General features: G+C 60.5%; 27 protein-coding genes. 26 read left to right on the forward strand and 1 reads right to left on the reverse strand.

All coding sequences use genetic code 11. The annotated features are described in order from the left end of the window. Positions 1–2 precede the first annotated feature (2 nt). The 18 genes from fliK to folD all read left to right on the forward strand — a co-directional run bounded on the left by fliK (position 3) and on the right by folD (position 15,247). Positions 3–1,421 carry a flagellar hook-length control protein FliK gene (gene fliK, locus M1E12_RS00675; protein WP_479563372.1) on the forward strand — a complete coding sequence of 473 codons (1,419 nt, stop codon included), beginning with the start codon at positions 3–5 and terminating at the stop codon, positions 1,419–1,421. Further along, positions 1,345–1,926: a transglycosylase SLT domain-containing protein gene (locus tag M1E12_RS00680; RefSeq protein ID WP_479563373.1), complete on the forward strand. Its 582-nt coding sequence runs from the start codon at positions 1,345–1,347 to the stop codon at positions 1,924–1,926. The genes fliK and M1E12_RS00680 overlap by 77 nt, the downstream gene beginning before the upstream one ends. A 280-nt stretch (positions 1,927–2,206) precedes the next feature. Next, positions 2,207–2,878 carry a transcriptional activator Rem gene (gene rem, locus M1E12_RS00685; RefSeq protein ID WP_102019162.1) on the forward strand — a complete coding sequence of 224 codons (672 nt, stop codon included), beginning with the start codon at positions 2,207–2,209 and terminating at the stop codon, positions 2,876–2,878. A 143-nt stretch (positions 2,879–3,021) separates the two neighbouring features. Beyond that, on the forward strand, positions 3,022–4,227 hold the full coding sequence (locus tag M1E12_RS00690; protein WP_479563374.1) for a flagellar hook protein FlgE: 1,206 nt from the start codon (positions 3,022–3,024) through the stop codon (positions 4,225–4,227). 21 nt (positions 4,228–4,248) lie between these two features. Continuing rightward, positions 4,249–5,703 (forward strand): flagellar hook-associated protein FlgK, encoded by a 1,455-nt coding sequence (gene flgK, locus M1E12_RS00695; RefSeq protein ID WP_136542424.1) that lies wholly within the window; start codon positions 4,249–4,251, stop codon positions 5,701–5,703. A 6-nt stretch (positions 5,704–5,709) separates the two neighbouring features. Continuing rightward, the gene (locus M1E12_RS00700) at positions 5,710–6,771 is read left to right on the forward strand and encodes a flagellar hook-associated family protein (protein ID WP_479563375.1); all 1,062 of its coding nucleotides are present in this window, start codon (positions 5,710–5,712) and stop codon (positions 6,769–6,771) included. Between the two features lie 38 nt (positions 6,772–6,809). Continuing rightward, the gene (gene flaF / locus M1E12_RS00705; RefSeq protein ID WP_113459873.1) at positions 6,810–7,157 is read left to right on the forward strand and encodes a flagellar biosynthesis regulator FlaF; all 348 of its coding nucleotides are present in this window, start codon (positions 6,810–6,812) and stop codon (positions 7,155–7,157) included. After that, positions 7,154–7,603 (forward strand): flagellar biosynthesis repressor FlbT, encoded by a 450-nt coding sequence (gene flbT, locus M1E12_RS00710; protein WP_006726382.1) that lies wholly within the window; start codon positions 7,154–7,156, stop codon positions 7,601–7,603. Before flaF ends, flbT begins: the two co-directional genes overlap by 4 nt. Further along, positions 7,594–8,052, forward strand: coding sequence for a flagellar hook assembly protein FlgD (gene flgD, locus M1E12_RS00715; protein ID WP_479563376.1), 459 nt, complete (start codon positions 7,594–7,596; stop codon positions 8,050–8,052). Before flbT ends, flgD begins: the two co-directional genes overlap by 10 nt. Positions 8,053–8,111: 59 nt before the next feature. Further along, entirely contained in the window at positions 8,112–8,378 is a 267-nt protein-coding gene (gene fliQ / locus M1E12_RS00720; protein ID WP_113459870.1) for a flagellar biosynthesis protein FliQ, read from the forward strand. Positions 8,379–8,482: 104 nt separating this feature from the next. Then, positions 8,483–10,570: a flagellar biosynthesis protein FlhA gene (flhA, locus tag M1E12_RS00725; protein ID WP_113459869.1), complete on the forward strand. Its 2,088-nt coding sequence runs from the start codon at positions 8,483–8,485 to the stop codon at positions 10,568–10,570. Next, complete coding sequence (fliR, locus tag M1E12_RS00730; protein WP_136542426.1) at positions 10,567–11,316, forward strand: flagellar biosynthetic protein FliR; 750 nt, start codon at positions 10,567–10,569, stop codon at positions 11,314–11,316. The genes flhA and fliR overlap by 4 nt, the downstream gene beginning before the upstream one ends. 67 nt (positions 11,317–11,383) lie before the next feature. Further along, positions 11,384–11,737, forward strand: coding sequence for a hypothetical protein (locus M1E12_RS00735; RefSeq protein ID WP_210309974.1), 354 nt, complete (start codon positions 11,384–11,386; stop codon positions 11,735–11,737). A 33-nt stretch (positions 11,738–11,770) separates the two neighbouring features. Further along, on the forward strand, positions 11,771–12,331 hold the full coding sequence (locus tag M1E12_RS00740; RefSeq protein WP_113459866.1) for a rod-binding protein: 561 nt from the start codon (positions 11,771–11,773) through the stop codon (positions 12,329–12,331). A 30-nt stretch (positions 12,332–12,361) separates the two neighbouring features. Then, entirely contained in the window at positions 12,362–12,727 is a 366-nt protein-coding gene (locus tag M1E12_RS00745; protein WP_113459865.1) for a hypothetical protein, read from the forward strand. Beyond that, entirely contained in the window at positions 12,727–13,266 is a 540-nt protein-coding gene (locus M1E12_RS00750) for a flagellar basal body-associated FliL family protein (RefSeq protein ID WP_113459864.1), read from the forward strand. Before M1E12_RS00745 ends, M1E12_RS00750 begins: the two co-directional genes overlap by 1 nt. Positions 13,267–13,401: 135 nt before the next feature. Continuing rightward, complete coding sequence (locus M1E12_RS00755; protein ID WP_479563377.1) at positions 13,402–14,226, forward strand: WecB/TagA/CpsF family glycosyltransferase; 825 nt, start codon at positions 13,402–13,404, stop codon at positions 14,224–14,226. 121 nt (positions 14,227–14,347) lie between these two features. After that, on the forward strand, positions 14,348–15,247 hold the full coding sequence (gene folD / locus M1E12_RS00760; protein WP_479564787.1) for a bifunctional methylenetetrahydrofolate dehydrogenase/methenyltetrahydrofolate cyclohydrolase FolD: 900 nt from the start codon (positions 14,348–14,350) through the stop codon (positions 15,245–15,247). A gap of 23 nt (positions 15,248–15,270) precedes the next feature. Here folD and M1E12_RS00765 read toward each other — a convergent pair whose 3' ends face one another. After that, positions 15,271–16,296, reverse strand: coding sequence for a LacI family DNA-binding transcriptional regulator (locus tag M1E12_RS00765; RefSeq protein WP_479563378.1), 1,026 nt, complete (start codon positions 16,294–16,296; stop codon positions 15,271–15,273). Between the two features lie 280 nt (positions 16,297–16,576). Here M1E12_RS00765 and M1E12_RS00770 point away from each other — a divergent pair, with 280 nt between their 5' ends. The 8 genes from M1E12_RS00770 to M1E12_RS00805 all read left to right on the forward strand — a co-directional run bounded on the left by M1E12_RS00770 (position 16,577) and on the right by M1E12_RS00805 (position 26,151). Beyond that, the gene (locus M1E12_RS00770) at positions 16,577–17,929 is read left to right on the forward strand and encodes an ABC transporter substrate-binding protein (RefSeq protein WP_113459862.1); all 1,353 of its coding nucleotides are present in this window, start codon (positions 16,577–16,579) and stop codon (positions 17,927–17,929) included. Between the two features lie 96 nt (positions 17,930–18,025). Continuing rightward, positions 18,026–19,267, forward strand: a complete 1,242-nt coding sequence (locus M1E12_RS00775; RefSeq protein WP_479563379.1) for a carbohydrate ABC transporter permease — start codon at positions 18,026–18,028, stop codon at positions 19,265–19,267. Between the two features lie 14 nt (positions 19,268–19,281). Next, a complete protein-coding gene (locus tag M1E12_RS00780; protein WP_479563380.1) occupies positions 19,282–20,445 on the forward strand; it encodes a carbohydrate ABC transporter permease in 1,164 nt (387 codons plus the stop codon). A 38-nt stretch (positions 20,446–20,483) separates the two neighbouring features. After that, positions 20,484–22,139, forward strand: a complete 1,656-nt coding sequence (gene bglA, locus M1E12_RS00785; protein ID WP_479563381.1) for a beta-galactosidase BglA — start codon at positions 20,484–20,486, stop codon at positions 22,137–22,139. Between the two features lie 13 nt (positions 22,140–22,152). Further along, on the forward strand, positions 22,153–23,241 hold the full coding sequence (locus M1E12_RS00790) for an ABC transporter ATP-binding protein (RefSeq protein ID WP_479563382.1): 1,089 nt from the start codon (positions 22,153–22,155) through the stop codon (positions 23,239–23,241). Between the two features lie 154 nt (positions 23,242–23,395). Next, the gene (locus M1E12_RS00795) at positions 23,396–23,803 is read left to right on the forward strand and encodes a hypothetical protein (RefSeq protein WP_113459857.1); all 408 of its coding nucleotides are present in this window, start codon (positions 23,396–23,398) and stop codon (positions 23,801–23,803) included. A gap of 126 nt (positions 23,804–23,929) precedes the next feature. Continuing rightward, the gene (locus M1E12_RS00800) at positions 23,930–24,634 is read left to right on the forward strand and encodes an SDR family oxidoreductase (RefSeq protein WP_479563383.1); all 705 of its coding nucleotides are present in this window, start codon (positions 23,930–23,932) and stop codon (positions 24,632–24,634) included. A 185-nt stretch (positions 24,635–24,819) separates the two neighbouring features. Then, on the forward strand, positions 24,820–26,151 hold the full coding sequence (locus M1E12_RS00805; protein WP_479563384.1) for a DUF2778 domain-containing protein: 1,332 nt from the start codon (positions 24,820–24,822) through the stop codon (positions 26,149–26,151). Positions 26,152–26,326 lie beyond the last annotated feature (175 nt).

Raw genomic sequence — 26,326 nt, forward strand, 5'->3', positions numbered from 1 at the left:
CCATGATGGACGCACTTTCAGCTCCCAGAATGCCCGTTTCGGATGGCGCAGCGTCGCCATCGGCCGCCGGCCGAGCGGACAAGTCCGAAGACGGTGGCAGCTTCTCGAAGGTGCTGTCGAGTTCGGGCGAGCAGGAGCGCGGCGCATCGAAGGAGCGTAAGGCGGAAGACGACACGGCAAGTGTTGAGACCGAGGCCGATCGCCCACAGACCAAGGGCACCACGCGCAGTGCAGACGCCCAGATGCTCACCATCGACGATGCGCTGCTGGCAGAACTCGAAGCTCTGCCCGACGACGTCTCCATGGGCGATCTTGTTCGGCTTCTCGCCAATGCCAAGGGGCAGGCCAAGGGCAAGGGTGACGCAAAGCTGGGCGATGAACCGCAGGTCGAGATCGAGGGGCTCGATCCGGCACTGAAAGCCCAGCTTGCCAAGGCCATGGCCGCCGTTCGCGACCGCCAGGGGGCAGAGGCTGGCGACGAGACCAGCGCCGATCTGTCGACGACTGATGGTGCAGGTTCAGACGCGAAGGCTTCCGACCTTGCAGATATTCTCCAGCTTCTGGTCGGTGGAGAGACCAAGCTGACGGAGAAAGGCGAGGAAATCGGCAAGGGCGACAAGAACGCCAAGGACGAGAATAAGGCGGCGAACGGTCTGATGGCCGCGATCGCCATTGAAGAACAGGCGGGCGCATCCACTGCCGATGGCGGGGATGCTGATGGTGACCGGGATTTCCGGTTCGTGAGGGCGGACGGGAAGGGACAGTCTCTCCTCCTTCGGAGCGAAGGAGGAGCGGGTTCTGAACAGTCCGAGGCCAAGGCGGTCGAGACGGTCACGGTGGTCGACAGCCGCCGTTATATCGCGCCGGTCTCAACGACCAACGCTGCGTCCATTTCGGCTGCCATGCTGGGCGACAGCGAGTGGGTCGGTGCCATGTCTCCCGGCTCTGAGCTTGCCAATGCCGCAACCCAGTCGAGCCAGGGCAAGGTCGTACACACACTGAAGATCCAGATGACGCCGATTGAGCTCGGCAGCGTGACGGCTACCCTGCGGCTGTCGGGTGAGGAACTCAGCGTCCAGCTGACGGTCGACAACCCCGCGGCCCTGCGCCAGCTGCAGAACGATCAGAGTGATATCCTGAAGGCGCTGCGCGCCCAGGGTCTGGTTGTCGATCAGGTTCAGGTGAACATGCAGGTCGCCACGGTCGACCGCAGTGCCGACACGAGCCAGAACGGACCACAGGGCCAGCAGCCTGGCCAGCAGCAGTCCTTCCAGGCAGGCAGTCAGGGTGGCGGCGAACGACAGAGCCAGGGTGAAATGGCAGGCGGCGGAGCGAGGGTGGCAGATGAGCGTTTGGTCCAAGCAACGGATACTCCAGCTTCCGACGCTCGCGGCACTCGCCCTGGTCAGCTTTACATCTGACGCCGCCGCCAGCCTGCGTGACTGCGAGGGCGCAATCAGCGCCGCCGCGGCCAAATACGGCATCCCCGAAGGCATTCTCTATTCGGTTGGTCTGACGGAGACGGGGCGCAAGGGAAGCCTTCAACCCTATGCCATGAATGTCGAGGGCAAGGCCTATTACTTCGACGGGCTCGAGGAGGCCCTCGAAGGCTTTCAGCGCGCCAGGGAGAGCGGCGCCGTTCTCATCGACGTCGGCTGCATGCAGATCAACCAGCACTTCCATGGGGAGCATTTCACCTCCGTCGAAGCCATGTTCGACCCGAGGCGCAACGTGGAATATGCCGCGCGCTTCCTGAGCAATCTGCACAGCCGTCACGAGACATGGACGATGGCGGTCGCGAGATACCACGCAGGACCGAACAATGACCCCGCGCAGAAGCGCTATGTGTGTCGGGTCATCGCCAATCTTGTGGCAACAGGCTATGGAAACTGGACGCCCAATGCGCGACAATTTTGCGGTGAATAACAGCCATTGGTTGTTTGACAGCCACGATTGTGCCGATTTGCCAAATGTGGCGAGACTGCGATGCGAGGGTGCCGGGCAAGACCTTGTGCGAAACTTGCGTTAACTTTTCCACCGGAAAATAGTGTCGACTGTGCGCTGCATCTACTATATCTAGTTCAAATCGGCACCCAATGGTTAATCAATCGTTAATTACTATGGTTAAGTTTTCCTAGTTGTTCGTGAATCCTCCGATTCGTACGCATTGTGCATCGAAACACCACACTGATTCGGAGGCGGACGAATGATCGTAGTGGTTGATGAGCGCGAGCTCGTTAAGGACGGATACACATCACTATTTGGGCGCGAGGGCATTCCCTCGACGGGTTTCGACCCACGCGAGTTCGGGGAATGGGTCAATACGGCCGCTGATTCCGACATCGCGGCGGTCGAAGCCTTCCTGCTCGGACAGGGCGAGGCGACACTCGAATTGCCGCGGGCAATTCGCGATCGGACCCAGGCCCCGGTGATCGCAGTCAGCGATCAGCCATCCCTGGAGGCGACACTGGCACTCTTCGACTGCGGCGTCGATGATGTGGTTCGCAAGCCGGTTCATCCTCGCGAAATCCTGGCACGCGCTGCGGCGATCCGCCGGCGTCTCCGGGCAATCACCAACTTCACCGAGATCGGCCCGATCAAGGTTTTCTCTGACGGCCGCGATCCCGAGATCGCCGGCGACGTCTTCCCCCTGCCGCGCCGCGAGCGCCGCATCCTCGAATATTTGGTCTCCAACCGCGGTCGTCGAGTTTCGAAGACCCAGATCTTCAATGCGATCTACGGCATCTTCGACGAGGAAGTCGAAGAGAACGTCGTCGAAAGCCACATCTCCAAGCTGCGCAAGAAGCTGCGCAAGAAGCTCGGTTTCGACCCCGTCGATTCCAAACGCTTCCTCGGTTACTGCATCGACTGGAGCTGATCATTGCATGCCGCGGCCGCCCTTGAGCGGCCGCAGTTTTTTCCTCGCTGCGAGGTGAAAACTTGAAGGGCCCTCGAGCCAGACAGCTTCACGCAAGGCCCACCTCATACTCTCCCCATTGACTACAAAACGAGGATTTTGACATGAGCCTTTACGGAACCATGCGAACGGGTGTCTCCGGCATGAACGCCCAGTCGAACCGGCTGAGCACTGTCGCTGACAACATCGCCAATTCCAGCACCGTCGGCTATAAAAAGGCCTCGGTGCAGTTTTCATCCATGATTTTGCCGACCACGAACGGCGCCTACAATTCCGGTGGCGTCGAAACGGATGTCCGCTACTCGATTTCGAGCCAGGGCACTTTCAGTTACACCACCTCGACGACCGACCTCGCCATCAACGGCGACGGCTTCTTCATCGTCAAGGGTGACGATGGCACCCCTTACATGACCCGCGCTGGCTCCTTCGTCCTGCAGGACGATGGCACACTCAAGAACACCGCGGGCTACACCCTGCAGGGCTACGAATACGATTCGAATGTTGATCCGACGATCGTCGTCAACGGCTTCGACGGTCTCGAGCCGGTTGACCTGTCCGGTTCTGGCATCTCGGCCGTCGCGTCGACATCTGGTGCGTTGAACGTCAACCTGCCGAACTCGCTGGCTGTTGGCGAACAGAAGACCACGTCCTTGAAGGTCTATGACAGCCAGGGAACGAGCCGCCTGATCACCTTCACTTACGAGAAGACGGCGGACAACGAGTGGGAAGTCTCGGCGGTGGAAGCTGACGGCGGCACCACGGTCGTCACCCCGACCCTGCTTCAGTTCGACACCGATGGGAATCTCGTGAGCCCGGTTCCGGCTCAGCTCGACATCCTGACCTACAACATCGCCGGTGCGACGGTCGAAAACATCGCGCTCGATATCGGCAACACCACGCAGCTCGCCTCCGACTTCTCTGTCGAAGAAGGTGAAGTCGACGGTAACGCCGCGTCGAAGGTCAAGGGCTACGAAATCGACGACAAGGGCATTGTCTCAATCGCCTATGAAAATGGTGACCTGGTGCCGAAGTTCCGCGTCGCTCTTGCCAGCGTCCAGAGCCCCGACAACCTCAATCCAGTGGCTGGCAACATGTACACCCAGTCCAACGATTCAGGCGTTGTCATCCTCGGTTACGCCGGCTCCAGCGGCTTCGGTACGATCCTGTCCGGCGCTCTCGAAGACTCCAACGTGGATGTCGCCGAAGAGCTCACGGCCATGATCGAGTCCCAGCGGAATTACACCGCAAACTCTAAGGTTTTCCAGACGGGCTCCGAGTTGATGGAAGTCCTGGTCAACCTGAAGAGATAATCGAAAGAGTAGGTTAGTCCTATGTCGCTTGCATCGTCACTCAATACGGCAAACTCGATTTTCCGGAACACGTCGCAGCAGACGTCCGTGATCTCGACGAACATCGCCAACACCGGCAACGAGAACTACGTTCGCCGGGATGCGGTGGTCACGCAGACCGTATACGGTTTCTCGTCGGTGCAGAACGAGCGGTCGCAGCAGATGGCCCTGCTTCGGCAGATGGCATCCTCGACTGGGCAGCAAAGTGCCCAGTCGACCTTGCTCGACGGACTGACCACCCTCTCCGATGCGCTCGGCGGCAATGATTACGAGCTGTCGCCGTCCGCCTACCTTGCCAATCTGCAGAGCAGCCTGCAGTCTTTTGCCGCCTCGCCCGGTGAGTATGCACTCGCCTCCACGGTGGTGACGGACGCCATCGACGTCGTGAACTCGCTGAACAATGCGACCGCGACGACGCAGGAACTGCGTGAAGACACCGACGCCCAGATGTTCGAGCAGGTCGAGACGCTGAACAAGCTTCTCGCGGAGTTCAAGATCGTCAACGACACGGTCGTGCGCCAGACGGCAACCGGCGGAAACGCGGACGATTATCTCGACCGGCGCGATACGCTGCTCAAGGAGATCTCCGCGATCGTCGGCGTTTCCGTGAACATGCGCGACAACAGCGACATGGTGCTCTACACCTATGACGGCACGACGCTGTTCGAGACCGATCCGCGCGAAGTCAGCTTCGTCCGTACTTACACGTACGACTCGACCGTGACCGGGAATGCGATCTACATCGATGGCACGCCGGTCCGTGCTGGCGTCGGCGGCAACACCGATGGTCAGGGTTCGCTCGCCTCGCTGGTGCAGATCCGCGACGTCATCGCGCCGACCTTCCAGACGCAGCTCGACGAAATCGCCCGCGGCCTCATCGAAGCTTTCCAGGAAGTCGACACCCTCGGCGGTGGCGAACTGCCCGGCCTCTTCACCTGGCCGACCGGCACTGTTCCGGCAACAGGCACTGTTGAACCTGGACTGGCTGCCCTTATTCAAGTCAATCCGGCTGTCCGTTCGGATGCCGGCGGCGACCCGATGCTGATCCGTGACGGTGGCATCAACGGTGCGGCCTATGTCCAGAACGTCGATGGCTCCTCCGGCTACACGGATCTGATCAATTCCTATGTCGATGAGCTTGCAGCAAATCGCAGCTTCTCCGCGGATGCCGATCTGAAGACCGATGCGAGCGTCCTGTCCTTCGCCAGCAACTCGATCGGCTGGCTCGAAGAGCTGCGCTCCAACGCGACGACGGCAAACGAAAACAAGCAGGCGCTCTACGAGCGGACCTTCCAGACCTATTCTTCCAAGACGGCCGTCAGCCTCGATGAAGAACTCTCGCTGCTGCTCGATGTAGAGCAGTCCTACAAGGCCGCGGCCAAGCTCGTCTCCACCGTTGACGAGATGCTGAGGGCCGTTCTCGAAATGGCGGGGTAATCCCTGATGTCGACAGCCAGCGTTTCTAATCTTTCGACCCAGACTTCCATGCGACTGACGATCCGTCAGGCGCAGAACGAGCTGCTCAAGTCGCAGCAGGAGGTCAGCACCGGCTTCTATGCTGATATCGGCGCCGAACTCGGCAGCAAGACCTCGACTGTGGTTGACCTCAATCGAGAAAGCCTGCGGCTGAACTCGATGATCAGCAACAACTCGATCGCCACGCAGCGTCTCTCGGCCTCCCAGGAAGCCTTGGAGCAGATCGCGACCGCCGCGGAAGAGATGAACAACGCGCTGATCACCATCTCCGGTTCGTCGAACAGCGATACGATCAACACCACGATCATGACGGTCAGCAATTCGCTGTCGACCATGACCAGCATGGCCAACCAGTCGGCCAATGGCGAATTCCTGTTCGCCGGCATCAACACCGATGTTCAGCCGATCGCCGAATACACCGACACTTCGGCGGCCAAGACGGCCTTCGACGCGGCGTTCACGACCTATTTCGGCTTCCCGCCCACCGACACGGCAGGCACCGCGACCATCGCGGCGACCGGCACGCCGAGCATGGAAGACTTCATCACCACGGTGCTGGAGCCGATGTTCACAGGTGCGGACTGGACCACCAATTGGTCGAGCGCCACCGATCAGGCCATGACGAGCCGCATCACGCAGTCGGAGACGGTGCAGACCTCCGCGTCCGCCAATGAGAACGGCTTCCGTTACTTTGCGCTGGCCGCCATCGTCACCAAGGAACTGATGACCATTGGTGCTCCGGCCAATGCGGTCACGACGGCGATCAACAAGGCGATCGATTACACCGGTCGCGCCATCACCGGGATCAACTCGACGCGCTCGGAACTTGGTCTTTCGCAGAACCGAATTGAGAAGGCGGATGCCTCGCTCAAGGTTCAGGTGGATATTATCGAGACCAGCCTGTCGAGCAAGATTGAAGTAGATGCGTACGAAGCGTCGACTCGCGTTAACTCTCTGCTTTCCATGGTGGAAGCCTCTTACACGCTGACCTCGAAGATCCAGGCGTTGAGTCTTGTCAACTACCTTTGATGAGCAAAGGGTGAAATGAAACTGTGAAGGGCAACTGAATGTACCAGTTCTCATATGCCGAAATCATGGAGGATGGCGTCGCTGACGCCAAGGAGCGCGAACGGCAGGCCCTTGACCGTTGCATCCAGCTCCTGAGCGCTGCGCGGGACAAGAAGGGGTATTCCCGCGAGGCGATTGAGGCATTGTTCTATACCCGCCGGGTCTGGGTCCGGCTGATTGAAGATCTGCAAAACCCCGAAAACCAGTTGGGCGAGGAAGTCCGCGCCAACCTGATTTCCATCGCCATCTGGATTTTGAAAGAGTGTGACCGAATCCGCAAACGCGAGTCGGAAAACTTCCAGGGCATTATCGACGTGACAACCATCATCAGGGATGGACTTAAATGAAGAGCACTTTGCGCATCTCGCTCAAGTCGGGCGAACGTATTTTTATCAATGGAGCGGTTCTGCGCGTCGACCGCAAGGTTGCCCTCGAGTTCCTGAACGATGTCACCTTCCTGCTCGAGAACCATGTTCTCCAGCCGGAACAGGCAACGACGCCGCTGCGTCAGCTGTATTTCATTGCCCAGATGATGCTGATCAATCCGGAAGGCAAGGATCAGTCGCTGGCCATGTTCCGCAAGTCGGTCATCATGCTGCTGTCGTGCTTCGAGAACGAAGAGATTCTCGCCGAACTGAAGCGTATCGACGGAATGGTGTCCTCCGGCCGCGCCTTTGATGCCCTGAAAGCCATCCGCCAGCTTTATCCGATCGAAGATCGCATCCTGAACAATCAGGAAATGGCGCCGGCAACGATCGAACAGATCCGCAAGGAAATTGCGCCATGGCGGTAGACGCAGTCACCGGCACGACCACCACAACGAGCACGACATCCACGTCGTCGACATCCAGCAGTGCGGCAAGTCAGGCTTCCGCCAAGGCCTCACTGGACTATGACAGCTTTCTGCAGCTGCTCATCGCCCAGATGAAGAACCAGGATCCGACCGATCCGATGGACGCCAGCGAACAGATTGCGCAGCTGGCGACGTTCTCGCAGGTCGAACAGTCGATCCAGATGAACTCCAACCTCGAGACGCTGATCACGGGCAATGCCCTGACAAACGCCTCGTCCTACATCGGCAAGACCATCACCAGCGCCGATGAAAAGACCAGCGGCGTCGTGGCCTCGGTTCGCGTCTATAGCGACACGATGGTGGCCACTACGACCGAAGGCAAGGAAATCCCGATCGTTGTCGGCGTTCGTGTTGGCACCGCGCCCGGAACCGAGACGACCGATTCCTAACGTGCTAGTCCTTTCGGAGTGGATGGCATGATTCGCCGCTCCGAAAGGATACCCGTCTCATGAATGAGGCTGATGCTCTCGATATCTTGCAGGCCGCGATCTGGACGATCATCATCGCCTCGGGTCCGGCCGTTGCTGCCGGCATGATCGTCGGTGTCGTCATCGCCCTGATCCAGGCGCTGACCCAGGTTCAGGAAATGACCCTGACCTTCGTTCCGAAGATCCTGGCGATCATGATCACCATCGGCATTTCGGCCCCCTTCGTCGGCGCGCAGATCAATCTGTTCACGAACCTCGTCTTCTCGCGAATACAATCCGGCTTTTAGCCGCCCTCTGACACCCTCGCGCAAGCTTCACCTTCTATCTCTCTCGGGCAGACTGCCGGAAGCATGGTCTTCCGGATGACTTCTCATGAAGAGATGGAACGGACATGGCGCAACCACCTGCACTCGTAATCCCGAAGGCAAGCCCGAGCGGGCGTGACATCGGCTTCGCGTTCGGGATCGTAATGATCCTGTGCATTCTGTTTCTGCCGATCCCGCCCTTCCTCATTGACGTCGGCCTGGCCTTCTCGATCGCGCTCTCGGTGCTGATCCTGATGGTTGCCCTCTGGATCCAGCGTCCGCTTGATTTCTCGTCCTTCCCGACAATCCTGCTGATCGCCACCATGATCCGCCTGTCGCTCAACATTGCGACGACACGCGTGATCCTGACCCATGGCCACGAGGGCCATGGTGCCGCCGGCGGCGTCATCGCGGGCTTCTCGAACCTCGTGATGGGCGGCGACTTCGTCATCGGTCTCATCGTCTTCCTGATCCTGATCACGGTGAACTTCATCGTCATCACCAAGGGCGCGACCCGCATCGCGGAAGTCGGCGCCCGATTTACCCTCGATGCCATCCCCGGCAAGCAGATGTCGATCGATGCCGACCTGTCGGCCGGCATCATCGATGAGAAGGAAGCACAGCACAGACGCCGCGAACTGGAGCAGGAAAGCTCCTTCTTCGGTGCCATGGACGGTGCGTCCAAGTTTGTGCGTGGTGACGCGATCGCAGGCCTCATCATCACCGCCATCAACGTCGTCGGTGGTATTGTCATCGGCTACTTCCGCCATGGCATGGAGCTCGGCGAGGCGGCCGACGTTTTCGTCAAGCTCTCCGTCGGTGACGGTATCGTTTCCCAGGTTCCGGCGCTGATCGTCTCGCTCGCCGCCGGCCTTCTGGTCTCGCGCGGCGGCACGCCCGGCTCGACAGACCAAGCCGTTGTCAACCAGCTGAGTGGTTACCCGCGCGCGCTTTCGGTTGCCGCAGCCCTCATGGGCGCACTCGCGCTCGTGCCGGGTCTGCCGCTCATCCCGTTCACCGCCCTTGGCGGCCTGATGGCGTTCGGCGCCTGGTTCATCCCGCGCCAGCTGGAAGCTGAAAACAAGCTGAAGCGCGAGCAGGAAGAGAAGAAGGTCATCCAGAACAAGGAAGCCGAGAAGGATTCGGTCAAGTCGGTCCTCAAGACCTCCGAAATCGAATTGGCGCTCGGCAAGCTTGTCTCGACCCGCCTCCTCGGCGCCCACCAGGAACTCGCCTTCCGCGTCGGCAAGATGCGTAAGAAATTTGCGAGCCAGTACGGTTTCGTGGTGCCCGAAATCAAGGTCACCGACGATATCGCGATCCCGGAAAAGGCCTACCAGATCCGCATTCATGGCACGACGGTCGCGTCGAACAACCTGCGCGTCGGCGAAGTCCTCGTCGTCACCGGCTCCGGTCGCAAGCCGAATGTGCCCGGCGACGAGATCCGCGAGCCTGCCTTCGGCATGCCGGCCGTCTCGGTTCTGGAAACCTTCACCGAGGAACTGAAGCGCGAAGGCTTCCATCCGATCGACAACGTGTCGGTGGTCCTCACCCACGTCTCGGAAGTCATCCGCAACAACCTGCCGCAGCTCCTGTCCTACAAGGACGTGAAGGTCCTGATCGACCGTCTCGATCCGGAATACAAGAAGCTGGCCGACGAGATCTGCTCGTCGCACATGTCTTACTCAGGTCTGCAGGCGGTGCTGAAGCTGCTGCTTGCCGAGCGTGTTTCGATCCGCAACCTGCATCTCATCCTCGAAGCGGTTGCCGAGCTGGCGCCGCATGTTCGCAAGACCGAACAGATCGTCGAGCATGTCCGCGTTCGCATGGCGCAACAGCTCTGCGGCGACCTGACCGACAACGGTGTGCTGCGTGTCCTGCGCCTCGGCTCCAAGTGGGACCTCGTCTTCCACCAGGCATTGAAGCGCGATGCCAAGGGCGAAATCGTCGAATTCGACATCGATCCGCGCAGCCTGGAAGAGTTTTCCGAGCAGGCCAGCCAGGTTATCCGTGAATTCATGGACCGAGGACTGCCCTTCGTTCTTGTCACATCGCCCGAAACACGGTCCTATGTGCGCATGATCATCGAACGACTCTTTGCGACCTTGCCGGTTCTCTCGCATGTGGAACTGGCCAAGGGCATCGAGATCAAGATTTTGGGCTCCATTTCATGATTGCTGACCCGCAGGGGACTGTGCTGGTACTCTTTGCGATCTTCTGTCGCATCGGCGCCTGCATCATGACCCTGCCGGGTTTTTCATCGGCCCGCATATCGACCACGATCCGCTTCTTCCTGGCCTTTGCGGTCTCGCTTGCCATGACACCGCTTCTCTTCGACACGATCTACCCTCGCGTGAGCGGGACAGCGGCGTCATTGGTCGGCGTGATCGTCTCGGAACTGCTGATCGGACTGATGTACGGTCTGGTGCCGCGTCTCTATGTCCTGGGCCTGCAGTTTGCCGGCTCGGCGGTTTCCATGGCCATCGGCCTCAACACTCCCGGCGCCATGGACGTGCTTGAAGACAGCTCCGAAAACCAGATGACCAACCTCATCTCCTTCGGTGGATTGCTCGTGCTCTTCATGCTGGATTTCCACCACGTGGTCTTTCGGGCTTTGGTCGACAGCTACGCCGTGATGCCGCTTGGCGGCATGCCGGACAGTCAGAAGATGCTGATCACGCTCACCGATACCTTGTCGCAGACCTTCATGCTCATGCTGCGCTTGGCGAGCCCGTTCCTGATCTTCGGCCTGATGTTCAACTTCGCCGTCGGCCTCGTGAACAAGCTCGCACCCCAAGTGCCCGTCTTCTACATCTCCACGCCTTATCTGCTGATGGGCGGCCTGTTGCTCGTCTATTTCACCATTGGTGCCATGGTGATGCAGTTCGCGCAGTATTTCCCGATGATCTTCAACTTCTGACGAGGAAGCCGTGGGACCGCAGAAAAAATCCGACAAGCTGAAGCGTCTCGTCGCCGTGCAGCGCCACATGGAGCGCATGGCCGAAAGCGATCTCGGCATCACCGCGCAGCGCATCGAAGAAAACGCGCGCTCGATGGAAACCGTCATGGAAGCGATCGGCTCGCTCGAACCGCTGCACCGGCTGTTCGCTCAGAATTATGCCGATCGCTTCGACCGCCTGTCGAACACCGACAAGCAGCTGCATGGTCTCCAGCAGGTCCAGGAAATGAAGCTGATGCGCGAGCGCGCCAAAGGCGATCGCCTGGAAGAAAACATGAAGGAAGCGCGCGATCACGAAGAACGCGAGCGCGACGATGATGCCATCTACGACCTGATAGACATCAAGTTCGCCACACCAGCCTCCGACAAGCTTCACGAGTGATAGTCGCCTCGAACGAAAATCGAGGATGTCACCGTGGCCATTTCTCCTCCGAGCGATCTGGTACTGGACGTGATCCGCGCCGCCGATCCGGCGCAAGTCGCTGCCGCCCAGGAACAGCTGAAGACCAACCGCGCTAACTTCATGGCGAACAGTCTCGCCGAGAAGGGCGCAGGCTTCAGCGCGACCGTCGACATTCTCAACCGGACCACCAATGCCGCGCGGATCGAAGCCACGGCCGAAAAGACCGAGGAAGTCGGCAAGCCGCCGAAGATCTATCGCGATTTCGAAGCCGTCTACCTCACGAACTTCGTCCAGAGCATGCTTCCGGACGAGAGCGAGGAAGTCTACGGCAAGGGCAATGCCGGCGAAATGTGGAAGAGCATGATGGCTGAGCAGCTCGGCTCGACGCTTGCGGAATCGGGCGGCGTGGGCATTGCCAAGCAGATGTATGAAGAGGCTCTGCAGCGCGTTCGCGGCGAAGAGAGCGTCAATGCCGCCACGGACGAGACGGATCGCGGCCTCGCGATGAGCTGGGTGACGGATCTCGAACGCCGCACGCTCGGCGCTGCCGCAGACACTGACACCAAAAACTGATCGAAATTTCGAAAGACAGGGCAGAATTTCATGGAAGTTGTTTCGAGCGAATATCGTGTGAAGACGGTCTTGAGCCGCCTGGAGCGCATCATCGACAATGAAAACGAACGGATCGGCAAGGATCCGGAGTTCGACTTCAAGGTATCGAACGCGCATAAGAGCCGTTGCCTCTATGAGCTGACCATGCTGTTCCGTGACACCGATCCGCGCGAATTCGCCGTGAACTACGTCGAGCAGCTGCATGTCCTGAAGGAAAAGCTCGCCATCAACGCACGCCGCGTCGAGGCCCATCTGGCCGCAGTCCGCGCCGTCGCCGATCTCCTGAAGAACGCCGTGCGCGACGCCGATGGTGACGGCACCTATTCTCAGGAACAGTTCCAGTTCAGCGAGTTCTGATGGGCAAGATACTCGGAATCGGCCTTTGGGTCTGCATTGTCACGCTGGGGGCCGTCTATGGCTCGATCTACCTGGCGACAGCCCCTGCCGGCCCGAGCGAGGAAGAGACGAAGAAGGCCGCCCTGGAGCTGATCCGGGGCGAGCCGATCACCATTCCCGTCATCGGCAATGGTGATGTCACCGGCTACTTCCTCACCCGCATCTCCTTCATGATGGATAAGGAAAAGGTCAAGGGACAGACGCTGCCCACGACCGAGTTGATGACCGACCAGCTCTTCACGCTGTTGGTGGGCAACAAGATGGTCGATATCGGCAATGTCTCCGCCTTCGACGTCAACGACTTCCGCGAGAAGATCAAGACCGAGATGAATGCAAGGCTAGGCGAGGGCATGGTTGATCAGGTGCTGATCGAGCAGCTCGACTATGTTTCCAAGGACGCAGCCCGCAAGGCCGCCGACGGCGGATCCAAGCCGATGGAAATGACGACCGTCGTCGAAGGTGAAAAGGTCGAGGAACAGCCGGCATCCTCAGGCCATTGATCACGCAGCGGGGGTTATCCCGCCGCCGCAGGGTAAACGAAGTCTTTCACCAGACGTGAAACTTCGACTGCCATTTTTCACTTGAATTTCAGCTGTCGCTGATACGGTCTGAAGCCTAGATCTTCGGGACCTCTCATGCCAGCTTCCTCGTCTACTGCTTTGAAACAACCGGTCGACGGCGCTCCGCAGCTCGTCCCTGAAAAACCGGTTCCCGTGCTGCCGATCCTCGACATGCCCGTCCATGACCTCGGCTGGAATCAGGCGCTGGCGCTTCTGGAGCGCAAGCTGGTCTCGCGCGACGGCTTCACCCACATTGCCTTCCTGAACGCCAACAATGCCAATGTCATGGTGCGCGACCCCGAATATCGCGACGTGCTGAGCCGCTGCCTGGTGCTTCCCGATGGGATCGGTGTCGATGTCGCCGCCCAATTCCTGCACGGCGGTCGCTTCACGGCCAATCTGAACGGCACCGACTTCGTGCCGGCCGCGCTGACCTTCATCTCCAAGCCCCTGCGCGTCGGGCTTCTCGGTGCCACATCGGAGGTTCTTCAGGCGGCCGCTAGGAACTTCCGCAAGCGCACCCCGTGGCATGACTTCATCGAGATTTCCGACGGCTACTTCGATCGCGCCGATCCCCAGGTGATCCTGAACCGCATCGAAGACGCCCGCATCGATTTGCTGCTGGTTGCTATGGGCACGCCCTTGCAGGAAAAATGGGTCGATCGCCACCTGACGGCAGAGCATGCCCGCGTGGTGATCAGTGTCGGCGCGCTTCTCGACTTCGTCTCGGGACGTGTCGCACGTGCGCCGGGCTGGATCCGACAGCTGCGATCCGAATGGCTCTTTCGCCTTTGGCTCGAGCCCTCCCGCCTCTGGCGGCGTTATGTCCTCGGCATTCCCGTCTTTCTCGGCCACGTGGTCCGCCACCGGCTGCGCCAGCCCGACCCGACGCCGACGTGAGATCGAGCTCCAATCCTGCCTTGCAATATGCCGCAATTTGACAGCATAGGACGGTGACAGGCAAATGGTGCCCTTCCGTTGGCGCTAGCTTGCCGCCAGTGGAAGATGGGGATTGAGCACAGTGACAACGGTAATCGACGGAAAGGCAGCCGCCGCTTCGGTCATCGAAGCGGTAACCTCAGCGGCAACGACGCTCGAAAGTTCCGGCCATCGCAAACCCGGCCTTGCCGTCGTCATCGTCGGTGACGACCCGGCAAGCCATGCCTATGTCGGCGCGAAGAGCCGCATGGCCAAGCAGTGCGGCTTCAACTCCATCCAGCATACGCTGCCGGAAGAGACCTCGCAGGAAGACCTGATGGCGCTGGTCGCCGCGCTGAACGCCGATCCCGATATCGACGGCATCCTTGTCCAGCTCCCGCTTCCCAAACATCTTGACAGCGAGCCTGTCATCCAGTCGATCCTGCCGGAAAAGGACGTCGACGGTCTGCACATCCTCAATGCCGGTAAACTCGCAACCGGTGACCTGAAGACAGGGCTCATCTCCTGCACGCCCGCTGGCGCCATGATCTTGGTCCGCCAGATCCACGGCAAGGATCTGTCGGGCCTCAACGCCCTCGTCATCGGTCGCTCCAACCTCTTCGGCAAGCCCATGGCGCAGCTTCTGCTGAATGCCAACGCCACCGTCACCATCGGCCATTCGAAGAGCCGCGATCTGCCGGAGCTCGCCCGTCAGGCCGACATTCTGGTGGCTGCCGTCGGTCGAGCCGAAATGGTCAAGGCCGACTGGCTGAAGCCGGGCGCGACCGTCATCGATGTCGGCATCAACCGCGTCGCGGCTCCGGAAAAGGGTGAGGGGAAGTTCAAGCTGGTGGGCGATGTTGCCTTTGCCGAGTGCAAGCCGATCGCCAAGGCCATCTCTCCGGTTCCCGGCGGTGTGGGACCGATGACGATCGCCATGCTGATGGCCAACACCGTAATCGCGGCCCATCGCCGCGCGGGTGTTGCAGCACCGAGCTTTTAAGCGAGGCCGGTCGTGAGACTGCGTTAGGTTGGTGCCGGGCCCGTCGAGGCCCGGACAACCAGTTCCACCTTCCACAATTCCTGCTCCGGGGCTGCCGGTTCGCTCTGGTTGATCATCGCGATCAGGCGTTCGCCGATGCGTTTTCCCGCAGCACGCAGTGACGAACGGGTCGTCGTCAGCGGGATGGAGAAATTCTCCGGCTTCAACAGCGGCAACTCGTCGTCATGGGCAATCAGCGAGATGTCCGTCCCGAGCTTCAATCCGACCTCGTTCATCGCCCTGACGGCGCCCAGCGCGAGAACGGTACTGGCGCAAAGAACGGCGGTGGGGCGATCGACCGAGGCCAGGATCTCCTTCATCCCGCGATAGCCCTGTTCGTCGCCCATAAAGCTGTGCCGGGTGTGGCGAGGATCGAGCAACAATCCCTTTTCCGCTAAGGCCTTCTCGGTCCCGAGCCTGCGGCGGTGGGCGAAGTCGAGATCCGACGGGCCGTTCAGCAGCGCAAATCGCTGGTGCCCGAGCTGCAGCAGGAAGCGGGTCGCATCATAGAAGGCGCCTTCATTGTCCACGTCGAGGAAGGGATAATCCAGTTCCAGTCCGAAGGACCGGCCGTGAACGATGAAGGGCAGGGAGAGGGACTTTGCCATCGTGATCCGCGGATCCCGGTCGCGCACATAGGCAAGATAATAGCCGTCGACACTGCCGCTCGCGACCAGCCAGCGGATCGCCTGTTCCTCGTCCTCGGCCCGGGAGGGCATGATGACGAAATGGAAGTCATGAACGATCGAGGCCTCCGCCAGCCCGCTCTGGAATTCGGCAAAGTGCATGTCCGAGCTGTGATCGGGAGAGATCGGCATGATCAGCCCTATGGAGCCGGCCTTGCCTGTCGCGAGCCTCTGGGCCGCGCGGTTCGGCCGGTAGCCGGTTTCCCTCGCAGCCTGGAGCACGCGTTCCCGTGTCTCCTTGTTGACCTCCGGGTAGCCGTTGAGCGCCCGGCTGATTGTCGTCTGCGACAGGCCGAGCATCTGCGATAGTTCTTTGAGATTCACTGCAGGCATTCCTCTCCCTTGCCCGACCACACATTCCCTCCAGAGGCGGTCAAAGCGCTTCGACTATGGCGCAGACGCCCGGGCAGCCACAAGAGAAAAATGCCAAAAATCAATGCACCTGCTGCTAGGCGGGCAGGAGATTGCGCCTAAATGTGGCGGAACCAGAAAAGCGCTTGACTCGCGATGGAACCCAATGGGATGAAATAGGGGCCAAAGCGCTTTGAGGATTATGCGCTGAACAAGGACGATTGGCCGTCCGATGTGATGGGAGGTAAATCACATGAAGAAGATGTTTTTGATGACCGTGGCGGCAGCCGCGCTCGTGGCTGGCTCGGTCACCGCACAGGAATTGAAGTTCGCTCCGGGTGAAGACAGCAAGTTCAACTGGGCAAGCTACGAAGAGCTGAAGAAGACCCAGCTCAATGGCGAGCAGCTCACCATTTTCGGCCCCTGGCTCGGCCCGGACCAGGTGCTTGTTGAGAGCGTTCTGGCTTACTTTGCAGCCGCTACCGGCGCTGACGTTCGCTACACCGGTTCCGACAGCTTCGAACAGCAGGTCGTTGTCGACCTCGAAGCCGGCTCTGCCCCGAATATCTCGATCTTCCCGCAGCCGGGTCTCGCATCCGACATGGCAAAGCGCGGCTTCCTCACCGATCTCGGTGCTGAAAACGCAAGCTGGCTGAAGGACAACTACGCTGCTGGCCAGTCCTGGGTCGATCTCGGCACCTATGCTGGCAAGGACGGCAACAAGGCCTTCTACGGCTTCCCCTTCAAGACCGACCTGAAGTCGCTCGTCTGGTACTCGCCGGAGAACTTCGAGGATGCCGGTTACGAAGTGCCGCAGACCATGGAAGAGCTCAAGGCTCTGACCGAGAAGATCGTAGCTGATGGCGGTACGCCGTGGTGCATCGGTCTCGGTTCGGGTGCTGCCACCGGCTGGCCGGCCACCGACTGGGTTGAAGACATGATGCTGCGCACGGCATCGCCGGAAGACTACGACAAGTGGGTCTCCAACGAGATGAAGTTCGACGATCCGGTTGTCGTCAACGCCATCAACGAGTTCGGCTGGTTCGCCAAGAACGACAAGTTCGTCGTCGGCGGCGCCGGTGCCGTTGCCTCGACCGACTTCCGCGATAGCCCGAAGGGCCTCTTCGCATCGCCGCCGCAGTGCTATCTGCACCGCCAGGCATCCTTCATCCCGTCCTTCTTCCCCGAAGGCACGGTCGTCGGTGAAGACGCAGACTTCTTCTACTTCCCGGCCTATGCGGAGAAGAATCTCGGTAGCCCGGTCCTCGGCGCTGGCACGACCTTCACCATCACCAAGGACAGCAAGGCCGCTCGCGCCTTCATCGAGTTCCTGAAGTCGCCGATCGCGCACGAAGTCTGGATGGCCCAGAAGGGCTTCCTCACCCCGCACAAGGGCGTGAACCCGGAAGTCTTCACGGACCCGACGGTTCGCAAGATGAACGACATCCTGCTGCAGGCCACCACCTTCCGCTTTGACGGTTCCGACCTCATGCCGGGCGCTGTCGGCGCTGGCAGCTTCTGGACCGGCATGGTTGACTTTGTCGGTGGCAAGTCGGCTGAAGATGTTGCAAAGTCGATCCAGGCGTCCTGGGACGGCATCAAGTAAGCTGCCATAGAGCAGAGCTGCCTCACGAACGTCCGGGCCTGATGGTCCGGGCGTTCGCACAAAAAAATCAGAAGGCATGCGGAGGGGGAGACCATCATGAATCCAGCGTTGCAGGCTCTGATCACGATCATCATCGGTGTCGGTGGATGCGTCGGGTATTTCTATCTGTCGAACATGTTCATCGACAGGGTGCTGTTTCCTGCCAAAGGGGAACATGCCGGGCGCAACATCAATCGCGCCAACATGATCCGTCCGTGGCTCTTCCTGTTTCCCGCGATCGTGGCCCTTGGCCTCTATCTGGTCTATCCCGTCATCGCCACGCTCTGGCTCTCGGTCACCGATCGGAGCGCCGGTGGTGCTTTCGTTGGCCTCTCGAATTACCAGCGCATGGCCGGAGAATCGAAGTTCTGGGAAGCGATCCGCAACAACCTGCTTTGGTTGATCGTGGTGCCCGCGGTTTCCACCGCCTTCGGTCTTCTCGCCGCACAGCTCACCGACCGCATCTCCTGGGGCAGCATCGCAAAATCGCTGATCTTCATGCCCATGGCGATCTCCTTCGTCGGTGCCTCGGTTATCTTCAAGCTCGTCTATGACACCCGCCCGGCCGGTGAAGAACAGATCGGTATCCTGAACGCGATCTGGCTGTCCTTCGACGGCGGCGCGGGAACAGTGCTGGTGCTGCGCATCCTGCCGGCGCTTCTGCTACTCGCCTTCATCGCCTTCGTTGCCTATGGCATCTACCAACTGCTGCGCCCGCTGGCTGGTGGCATCGGCTATCACGGCGGCAGCTCGAAGTTCGGCGTGGTCGTGCGTGTCGTCCTCACGCTCGCCGGCGCCTGGCTCTGCTTCCGCGCGCTGGTCTCGATCTACACCGTCATGACCTTGGCCTATCCCTATGGCGAGCCGCAGACCTGGCTGACCATCCCCTTCTGGAACAACTTCTTCCTGATGGTCGTGTTGATCTGGATCCAGACCGGCTTTGCCATGGTCATCCTGTCGGCCGCCATTCGCGGTATTCCGGAAGAAACGATCGAGGCTGCCGTCATCGACGGCGCCAACGATTTCGAGATCTTCTTCAAGATCAAGATCCCGCAGATCATGGGCACTGTCGTCGTGGTCTGGACCACGATCACCCTCGTCGTGCTGAAGGTCTTCGACATCGTCTTTGCGATGACAAACGGCCAGTGGGAAACCCAGGTTCTCGCCAACTACATGTTCGACAAGCTGTTCCGCGCCAATGACTGGGGTGTCGGCTCTGCAAGTGCCATGGTCATCATGCTGCTCGTTCTGCCGATCCTGGTCTGGAACGTCTACAACGCTCGTAAAGAAATGCGCTGAGGGGAGGCGGGACCATGGCAAAAATCGCAGGCAAGAAATCCGGCCTCGTCTGGGCCGTCCATCTTTCGGTAGCCGCACTGGTCGTCCTGTGGCTGCTGCCGACGACCGGCCTCTTCATCTCCTCCTTCCGCACCGCGGACCAGATCGCCACCAGCGGGTGGTGGAGCTCGCTGTTTGCGCAGGAGCAGAACCTCGTGCTGCGCACGGCGGACCCGTCGACGCAGCGCCAGGAAGGCAATCTCTGGGTCATCGAAGGCAATGTGCTGGCCGAAGGCGGCGCCTCCGCCGATGCGGAAATTTCCGCCTGGGGCACATCCTCGCGCGCCATCAGTGAATACGAGCCCGGCGCGACCGCCGACATGGGCGACGACGGGCGTGTGACACTGCAGGCGAATGGCGACTATCGCCTCGAAAGCGACGCCGAGATGACCGGGAGCCGCGGCGAGCGCATCTTCGTGACGGCCGAGCTGCCGCCCGAGTTCACGCTCGACAACTACGAGACCGTGCTCTTCTCGTCTTCGACCACGGATTCGATGGCCAAGGCCTTCTTCAACACCCTGACGGTCACCATTCCGGCGACCGTCATCCCGATCGTCATTGCAGCCTTCGCCGCTTATGCGCTCGCCTGGATGGAGTTCCCCGGGCGTGCCCTGCTGATCGCGGCGGTGGTGGCGCTTCTCGTCGTGCCGCTGCAGCTCGCGCTGATCCCGCTTCTGCGCCTGCATCTGTCGATCGGCATCGGCAAGGGTTACCTCGGTGTCTGGCTTGCCCATACGGGCTTCGGCCTGCCGCTCGCGATCTACCTCCTGCGCAACTACATGGTCGGGCTCCCGCGCGACATCATCGAATGCGCCAAGGTGGACGGTGCAACGGACTTCCAGATCTTCACGCGCATCATCCTGCCGCTGTCCTTCCCGGCGCTGGCGTCCTTCGCCATCTTCCAGTTCCTCTGGACCTGGAACGACCTGCTCGTCGCCAAGGTCTTCCTGATCGACGCCACGGGGGACACGACGGTCATGACCAACCAGATCGTGGAACTGCTGGGCACGCGCGGCGGCAACTGGGAAATCCTCGCAACGGCCGCCTTCGTCTCGATCGCGGTCCCGCTTCTCGTCTTCTTCTTCATGCAACGTTATCTCGTGCGTGGCCTCCTTGCCGGTTCGGTCAAGGGTGGCTGACGCGAGATCTTAAAGACCAAGCCAACAGGAATATGTAAATGAGTGCAGATGCAAATCCCGTCATGACGCCCGACAAGGACTGGTGGCGTGGCGCGGTGATCTATCAGATCTACCCGCGCTCCTATCAGGACTCGAACGGCGACGGCATCGGCGACCTGAAGGGCATCACCGCCCGCCTGTCGCACATCGCCGATCTTGGCGCAGACGCGATCTGGATCTCGCCCTTCTTCACCTCGCCGATGAAGGACTTCGGCTACGACGTGTCGAACTATGTCGACGTCGACCCGATGTTCGGTTCGCTCACGGATTTCGACGGCCTGATCGCGGAAGCCCATCGCCTGGGCATCCGCGTCATGATCGACCTCGTGATGTCCCACTCGTCGGACCAGCATCCCTGGTTTGTCGAGAGCCGGTCGAGCCGCGTCAACCCGAAGGCCGACTGGTATGTCTGGTCCGATCCGAAGCCCGATGGCTCGCCGCCGAACAACTGGCTGTCGATTTTCGGCGGCTCGGCCTGGCAGTGGGATCCGACCCGCATGCAGTATTACCTGCACAACTTCCTGACCTCGCAGCCGGATATGAACCTGCACAATCCGGAAGTGCAGGATGCGCTGCTCGCAGCCACCCGCTTCTGGCTGGATCGCGGTGTCGACGGCTTCCGTCTCGACACGATCAACTTCTATTTCCACGACAAGGAACTGAGGGACAACCCGGCACTCGCCCCGGAGCGCCGCAACGCTTCCACGGCACCGGCCGTGAACCCCTACAATTTCCAGGAACACATCTACGACAAGAACCGCCCGGAAAACATCGCCTTCCTCAAGCGCTTCCGCGCGCTGCTGGATGAGTATCCGGCAATCGCCGCCGTGGGCGAAGTCGGCGACAGCCAGCGCGGCCTCGAGATCGTCGGCGAGTACACGTCCGGCAACGACAAGATGCAGATGTGCTACGCCTTCGAATTCCTGGCGCCGGAGCCCCTGACGCCCGAGATCGTGCGCAATACGCAGAATGCCTTCGCCGCAGCAGCCCCCGAGGGCTGGGCCTGCTGGGCCTTCTCCAACCACGACGTCGTTCGTCATGTCAGCCGCTGGGGCGCTAACGTTCTTGATCGTGAAGCCTATGCCAAGATGCTCTCGGCAATGCTGCTGACCCAGCGCGGATCGGTCTGCATCTATCAGGGCGAAGAGCTCGGCCTGACCGAAGCCGACATCGCCTTCGAAGACCTGCAGGATCCCTATGGCATCCAGTTCTGGCCGGAATTCAAGGGACGCGACGGCTGCCGTACGCCCATGGTCTGGGATGATCATGCCATGCAGGCGGGCTTCTCGACGGCCCAGAAGACTTGGCTGCCGATCCCGGTCGAACATGTGCTGCGCTCGGTCAACACCCAGGTGGGCAAGCCAGAATCGGTGCTCGAGCACTATCGTCGCTTCCTTGCCTTCCGCCGCCAGTATCCGGCCTTCGCCAAGGGCGACATCACCTTCCATGACGCAGGGGAAGATCAGCTGGTCTACACCCGTGCGTTTGGCAACGAGAAGCTGCTCTGCATCTTCAACATGAATGCAGAAGCGGCCGACATCGCGCTGCCGGCTGGCGACTGGGTCATGCTCGAGGGCCATGGTTTCAGCGGTGCAGTCAACGATAACAAGGTAGAATTGCCGGCTTGGGGCGCCTATTTCGCGCGCCACGCCTGACAGGGAGGAAAGCATGACGGGTCTCGTTCTCAAGGACATCCGCAAGGCATACGGGCAGGTCAAGGTCCTGCACGGTATCGATCTGGAGATCAAGGAAGGCGAGTTCGTGGTCTTCGTCGGCCCGTCGGGCTGCGGCAAGTCCACGCTGCTGCGCATGATCGCGGGCCTTGAGGACATCACCGGCGGTGAGCTCTACATCGACGGCCAGCTCGTCAACGACGTGCCCCCGTCCAAGCGGGGCATCGCCATGGTCTTCCAGTCCTATGCGCTCTACCCGCATATGACGGTCTACGACAACATGGCCTTCGGCATGCGCATTGCCGGCGAGAGCAAGGAAGAGATCGACCGCCGCGTCCGCTCTGCGGCGAACATCCTGCAGCTCGGTCCCTATCTCGACCGTCTGCCCAAGGCACTGTCCGGCGGCCAGCGCCAGCGTGTTGCCATCGGCCGCGCCATCTGCCGCAATCCCAAGGTCTTCCTCTTCGACGAGCCGCTGTCCAACCTGGACGCGGCGCTGCGCGTCGCAACCCGCATCGAGATCGCCAAGCTCAACGAGCAGATGGCCGACACCACGATGATCTACGTCACGCACGACCAGGTCGAGGCAATGACCCTGGCCGACCGCATCGTCGTTCTCTCGGCCGGCAAGATCGAGCAGGTCGGCCCGCCGCTCGAACTTTACGAGCGCCCCGCCAACCTCTTCGTCGCACGCTTCATCGGCTCTCCGGCCATGAACATCATGCCGGTCTCGGTCATCGGCACGGGCCAGGAAACCCGGATCAAGCTGAAGGACGGCTCGGAAGTCACCATCGACGTGACGACCGAAGCCTCGGAGCAGGGCAAGTCGGCGAGCTTCGGTGTCCGGCCGGAGGATCTCGCGATCGCCACGGGCGAGGATTTCCTCTTCGAGGGCAAGGTCGAGATCGTCGAGGCACTTGGCGAAGTGACGCTGCTTTACGTCAACGGACCCGTCGAGGACGAACCTGTCGTCGTCAAGCTGCCGGGCATCGTGGACGTGAAGAAAGGCCAGACCCTGCGTTTCTCCGCAGACAAGACCAAGCTGCATCTCTTCGATGCAGCAGGCCAGACCTACCGCCGCTGAAGCCGACTTGATCGATGCGTTTAAGGCCCTGTTATCCTTACCGATAACGGGGCTTTTTCGTAGCGAGGAATGGCCTTTGCGCCAACACCGACTGTTAAGCTGTCACTGCTAGCCTTTTGTCCATAACAACAGACAAAAGACGAGGGCAGAAACGATGAGAACGGCAAGTGGCGGATCTCATTTCCTGAAGAAGGAGGAATCCTTCATGTACGACCGGGAGAACCGGTATCGCATGGAGGATACGATGAATGCCGGACGCCTTGAATATACGGAAAACGGCATGACGCACATGGCGGCCCGCCGTTGCGACGTGCTGCGCATCTCGCTGAGCGGCGCGGTGATCGGCCTGATCACCCAGGTCAACCTTCCGAAGCAGTTCTATCTCGACATCCCGGATGCCCGGATCAACAAGGTCGGCGCCGTTCTGATGAAGACCTTTGCCAACAACACCGCCGAGATCCGCTTTCTCCGTCTGCTGACGCAGAAGGAGCTCGACCGCATCTTCGTCTTCTCGACCCATCCGGCGCACAAGGACCGCGTGCTCGACGTCCGCAGCTGGTAAGCCGGACGATCCGTCCCCTTCACGAAAGCCGGTGCGGCACACGCTGCACCGGCTTTCAGCTTTTCTGACTGGACATCACCGAACGGACCTTCGATCTTCCGTGCAACAGAAAAAGGGAGAGCATCGATGTCCGGTGAAAAGGTTGCCATCATCACGGCAGGGGGAAGTGGCATGGGAGCGGCTGCAGCGCGTCGCCTTGCCGCCGACGGTTTCAAGGTCGCCATCTTGTCCTCATCCGGAAAGGGCGAAGCGCTGGCAGCCGAGCTCGGCGGTTTCGGCATCACCGGCTCCAACCAGTCACCGGAAGACCTGGCTCGCCTCGTTGACGGCACCATGGAGCGTTACGGCCGCATCGACGTGCTGGTCAACAGTGCAGGCCACGGGCCGCGCGCACCGATCCTGGAGATCACCGACGAGCAATGGGCTAAGGGCATGGATGTTTACCTGCTCAACGTCATCCGCCCGACCCGCCTCGTCATGCCGATCATGGAGAAGCAGAAATCCGGCGCCATCATCAATATCTCGACCGCCTGGGCCTTCGAGCCATCCTCCATGTTCCCGACATCGGCCGTCTTCCGCGCCGGGCTTGCGTCCTTCACCAAGATCTTCGCCGACACCTATGCAAGCCATAATATCCGGATGAACAACGTCCTGCCCGGCTGGATCGACAGCCTGCCGGCAACCGAGGAGCGGCGTGAGATGGTGCCGATGCAGCGATACGGAACCAGCGACGAAATCGCAGCGACCATCGCCTTCCTCGCATCGGATGGCGCGGCCTATATCACCGGCCAGAACCTGAAGGTCGATGGCGGATTAACCCGTCACGTCTGAAACTATTTAGCGCTCCACGCCCGGAATGTGACATAAATCGCCGGGCGTAAACTTCTTGGTTACCAAACTTCTTCATTCTTTAGGGCAGTCGACAGGACGGCATTGCCACAACCCTGTCCTAGTAAAGCCGGCTTCTGCTGCTAGGCGGCCGGCTCCCAGAGTTCTTGGTAAGCGAGTTCAGTAACATGGCGTCCTCGACCCGAAAGGTCACCGGCGGCAATGGCGTCGCCGTTCAAACGATGAAGTCGCGTGCAAAGAAGCGCGGCTCCAGCCTTCCGACCGTCCTGGGCATCGGGCTGGCCTGCCTCTTCTGGGGCACTGCAAGCCTCGCCGTCTTCAAGGGCCTGTCCTCCTCGACGATTGAAGCCCCGGCGATCGCTGGCCACAGCCTGCCGAAGCCGGATCTTGCCCTGACGAAACCGATTGCCCCGCGCGCCGCGCAGGAGCCCTCGGCCAATTTCGCCGCCCTGCATGAAATGCGAAACCGCTTCGCCGAAGCCATCGCCGCGACGGATCACCTTGGCCTTCTGATGCTTCCGGCCGCCATGCAGCTTGCGGAGGTCGACAAGTCCGACCGCCTGCTGCTTGCCCGTGTGGAAAGCGTCATCGGCGCGCAGGACATCGCCGTGTTGCGCGAAGCGCTCGCCCAGGCGGAAGCGGGCCGCCAGCAGGCAGCCCTTGCGACAGTCGCCCACGAGCGCCGCAGCGGGATCGACGATGTCGATCCGGTGGTGACAGCTTCTATCGCACGTGACGCATCGGCTGCCGAAACCGTTGCCCTGGGCTATGCCTCGACGCCTTCGGCATCCGAGACAATGGCACTGGCCGACCCACGGGAAGAGCCGTTCCAGGAACTGCTGTCCGAGCCGGAGACCGAAGATCACGGTGCGCTGCCGGAGGATGGTCCGGTGCCGGGTGCAAAGCCTCAGGCTAAACCGCGCGTCGAGCGCGTACCGGCGCCCGAGACACCCGCTGTTGCGGCGAAGCCGGAACAGCCGAAGAAGAAAACACTGTTCAACATGCTGGCCTATGCCAAGCCGGACAATCCGATCACCACGGATGACGGGGCAGGCGGCATCTTCAACCGCAAGAACGCGCTGCCGGGTCCCGGAAGCCGCATCGCGGTCTATGTCATCGAGGATGCGGTCGTGCATATGCCGAACGGCGAGAAGCTGCGCGCGCATTCGGGCCGTGGCCATATGCGTGACGATCCGAAATTCGTGCATGTGAAGAACAAGGGGCCGACGCCGCCCAACGTCTACAAGCTGCGCATGCGTGAAGCCCGTTTCCACGGCGTTGAAGCCATCCGCATGAACCCGGTCGGCGATGCCAAGATGTACAACCGTGATGGCTTCCTGACCCACACCTATCTGCTCCGCCGCCGCGGCGACAGCTCGGGCTGTGTGGTGTTCGAGGACTACAACAAGTTCCTCAACGCCTACAAACGCGGACATGTGCACACGCTCATCGTCGTGCCCAGCATGCGGGATCTGCCCAAATACATGGCGATGCTCTGAGGCACCCACGGACTCTCCTGGATTAAACCCCCGCGCGATGCGGGGGTTTTTTTATCAGGATTCCAACACTCACGGAAACGTGACCCGAAAATAGATTGTGCGCAATTGATTTCAGCTCAGGATCCGGCAATAAAGATTGTGTGCAATTTAATTGTGCGCAAGTGAGAATTCACCG

The organism is Rhizobium sp. K33 (assembly GCF_056501445.1).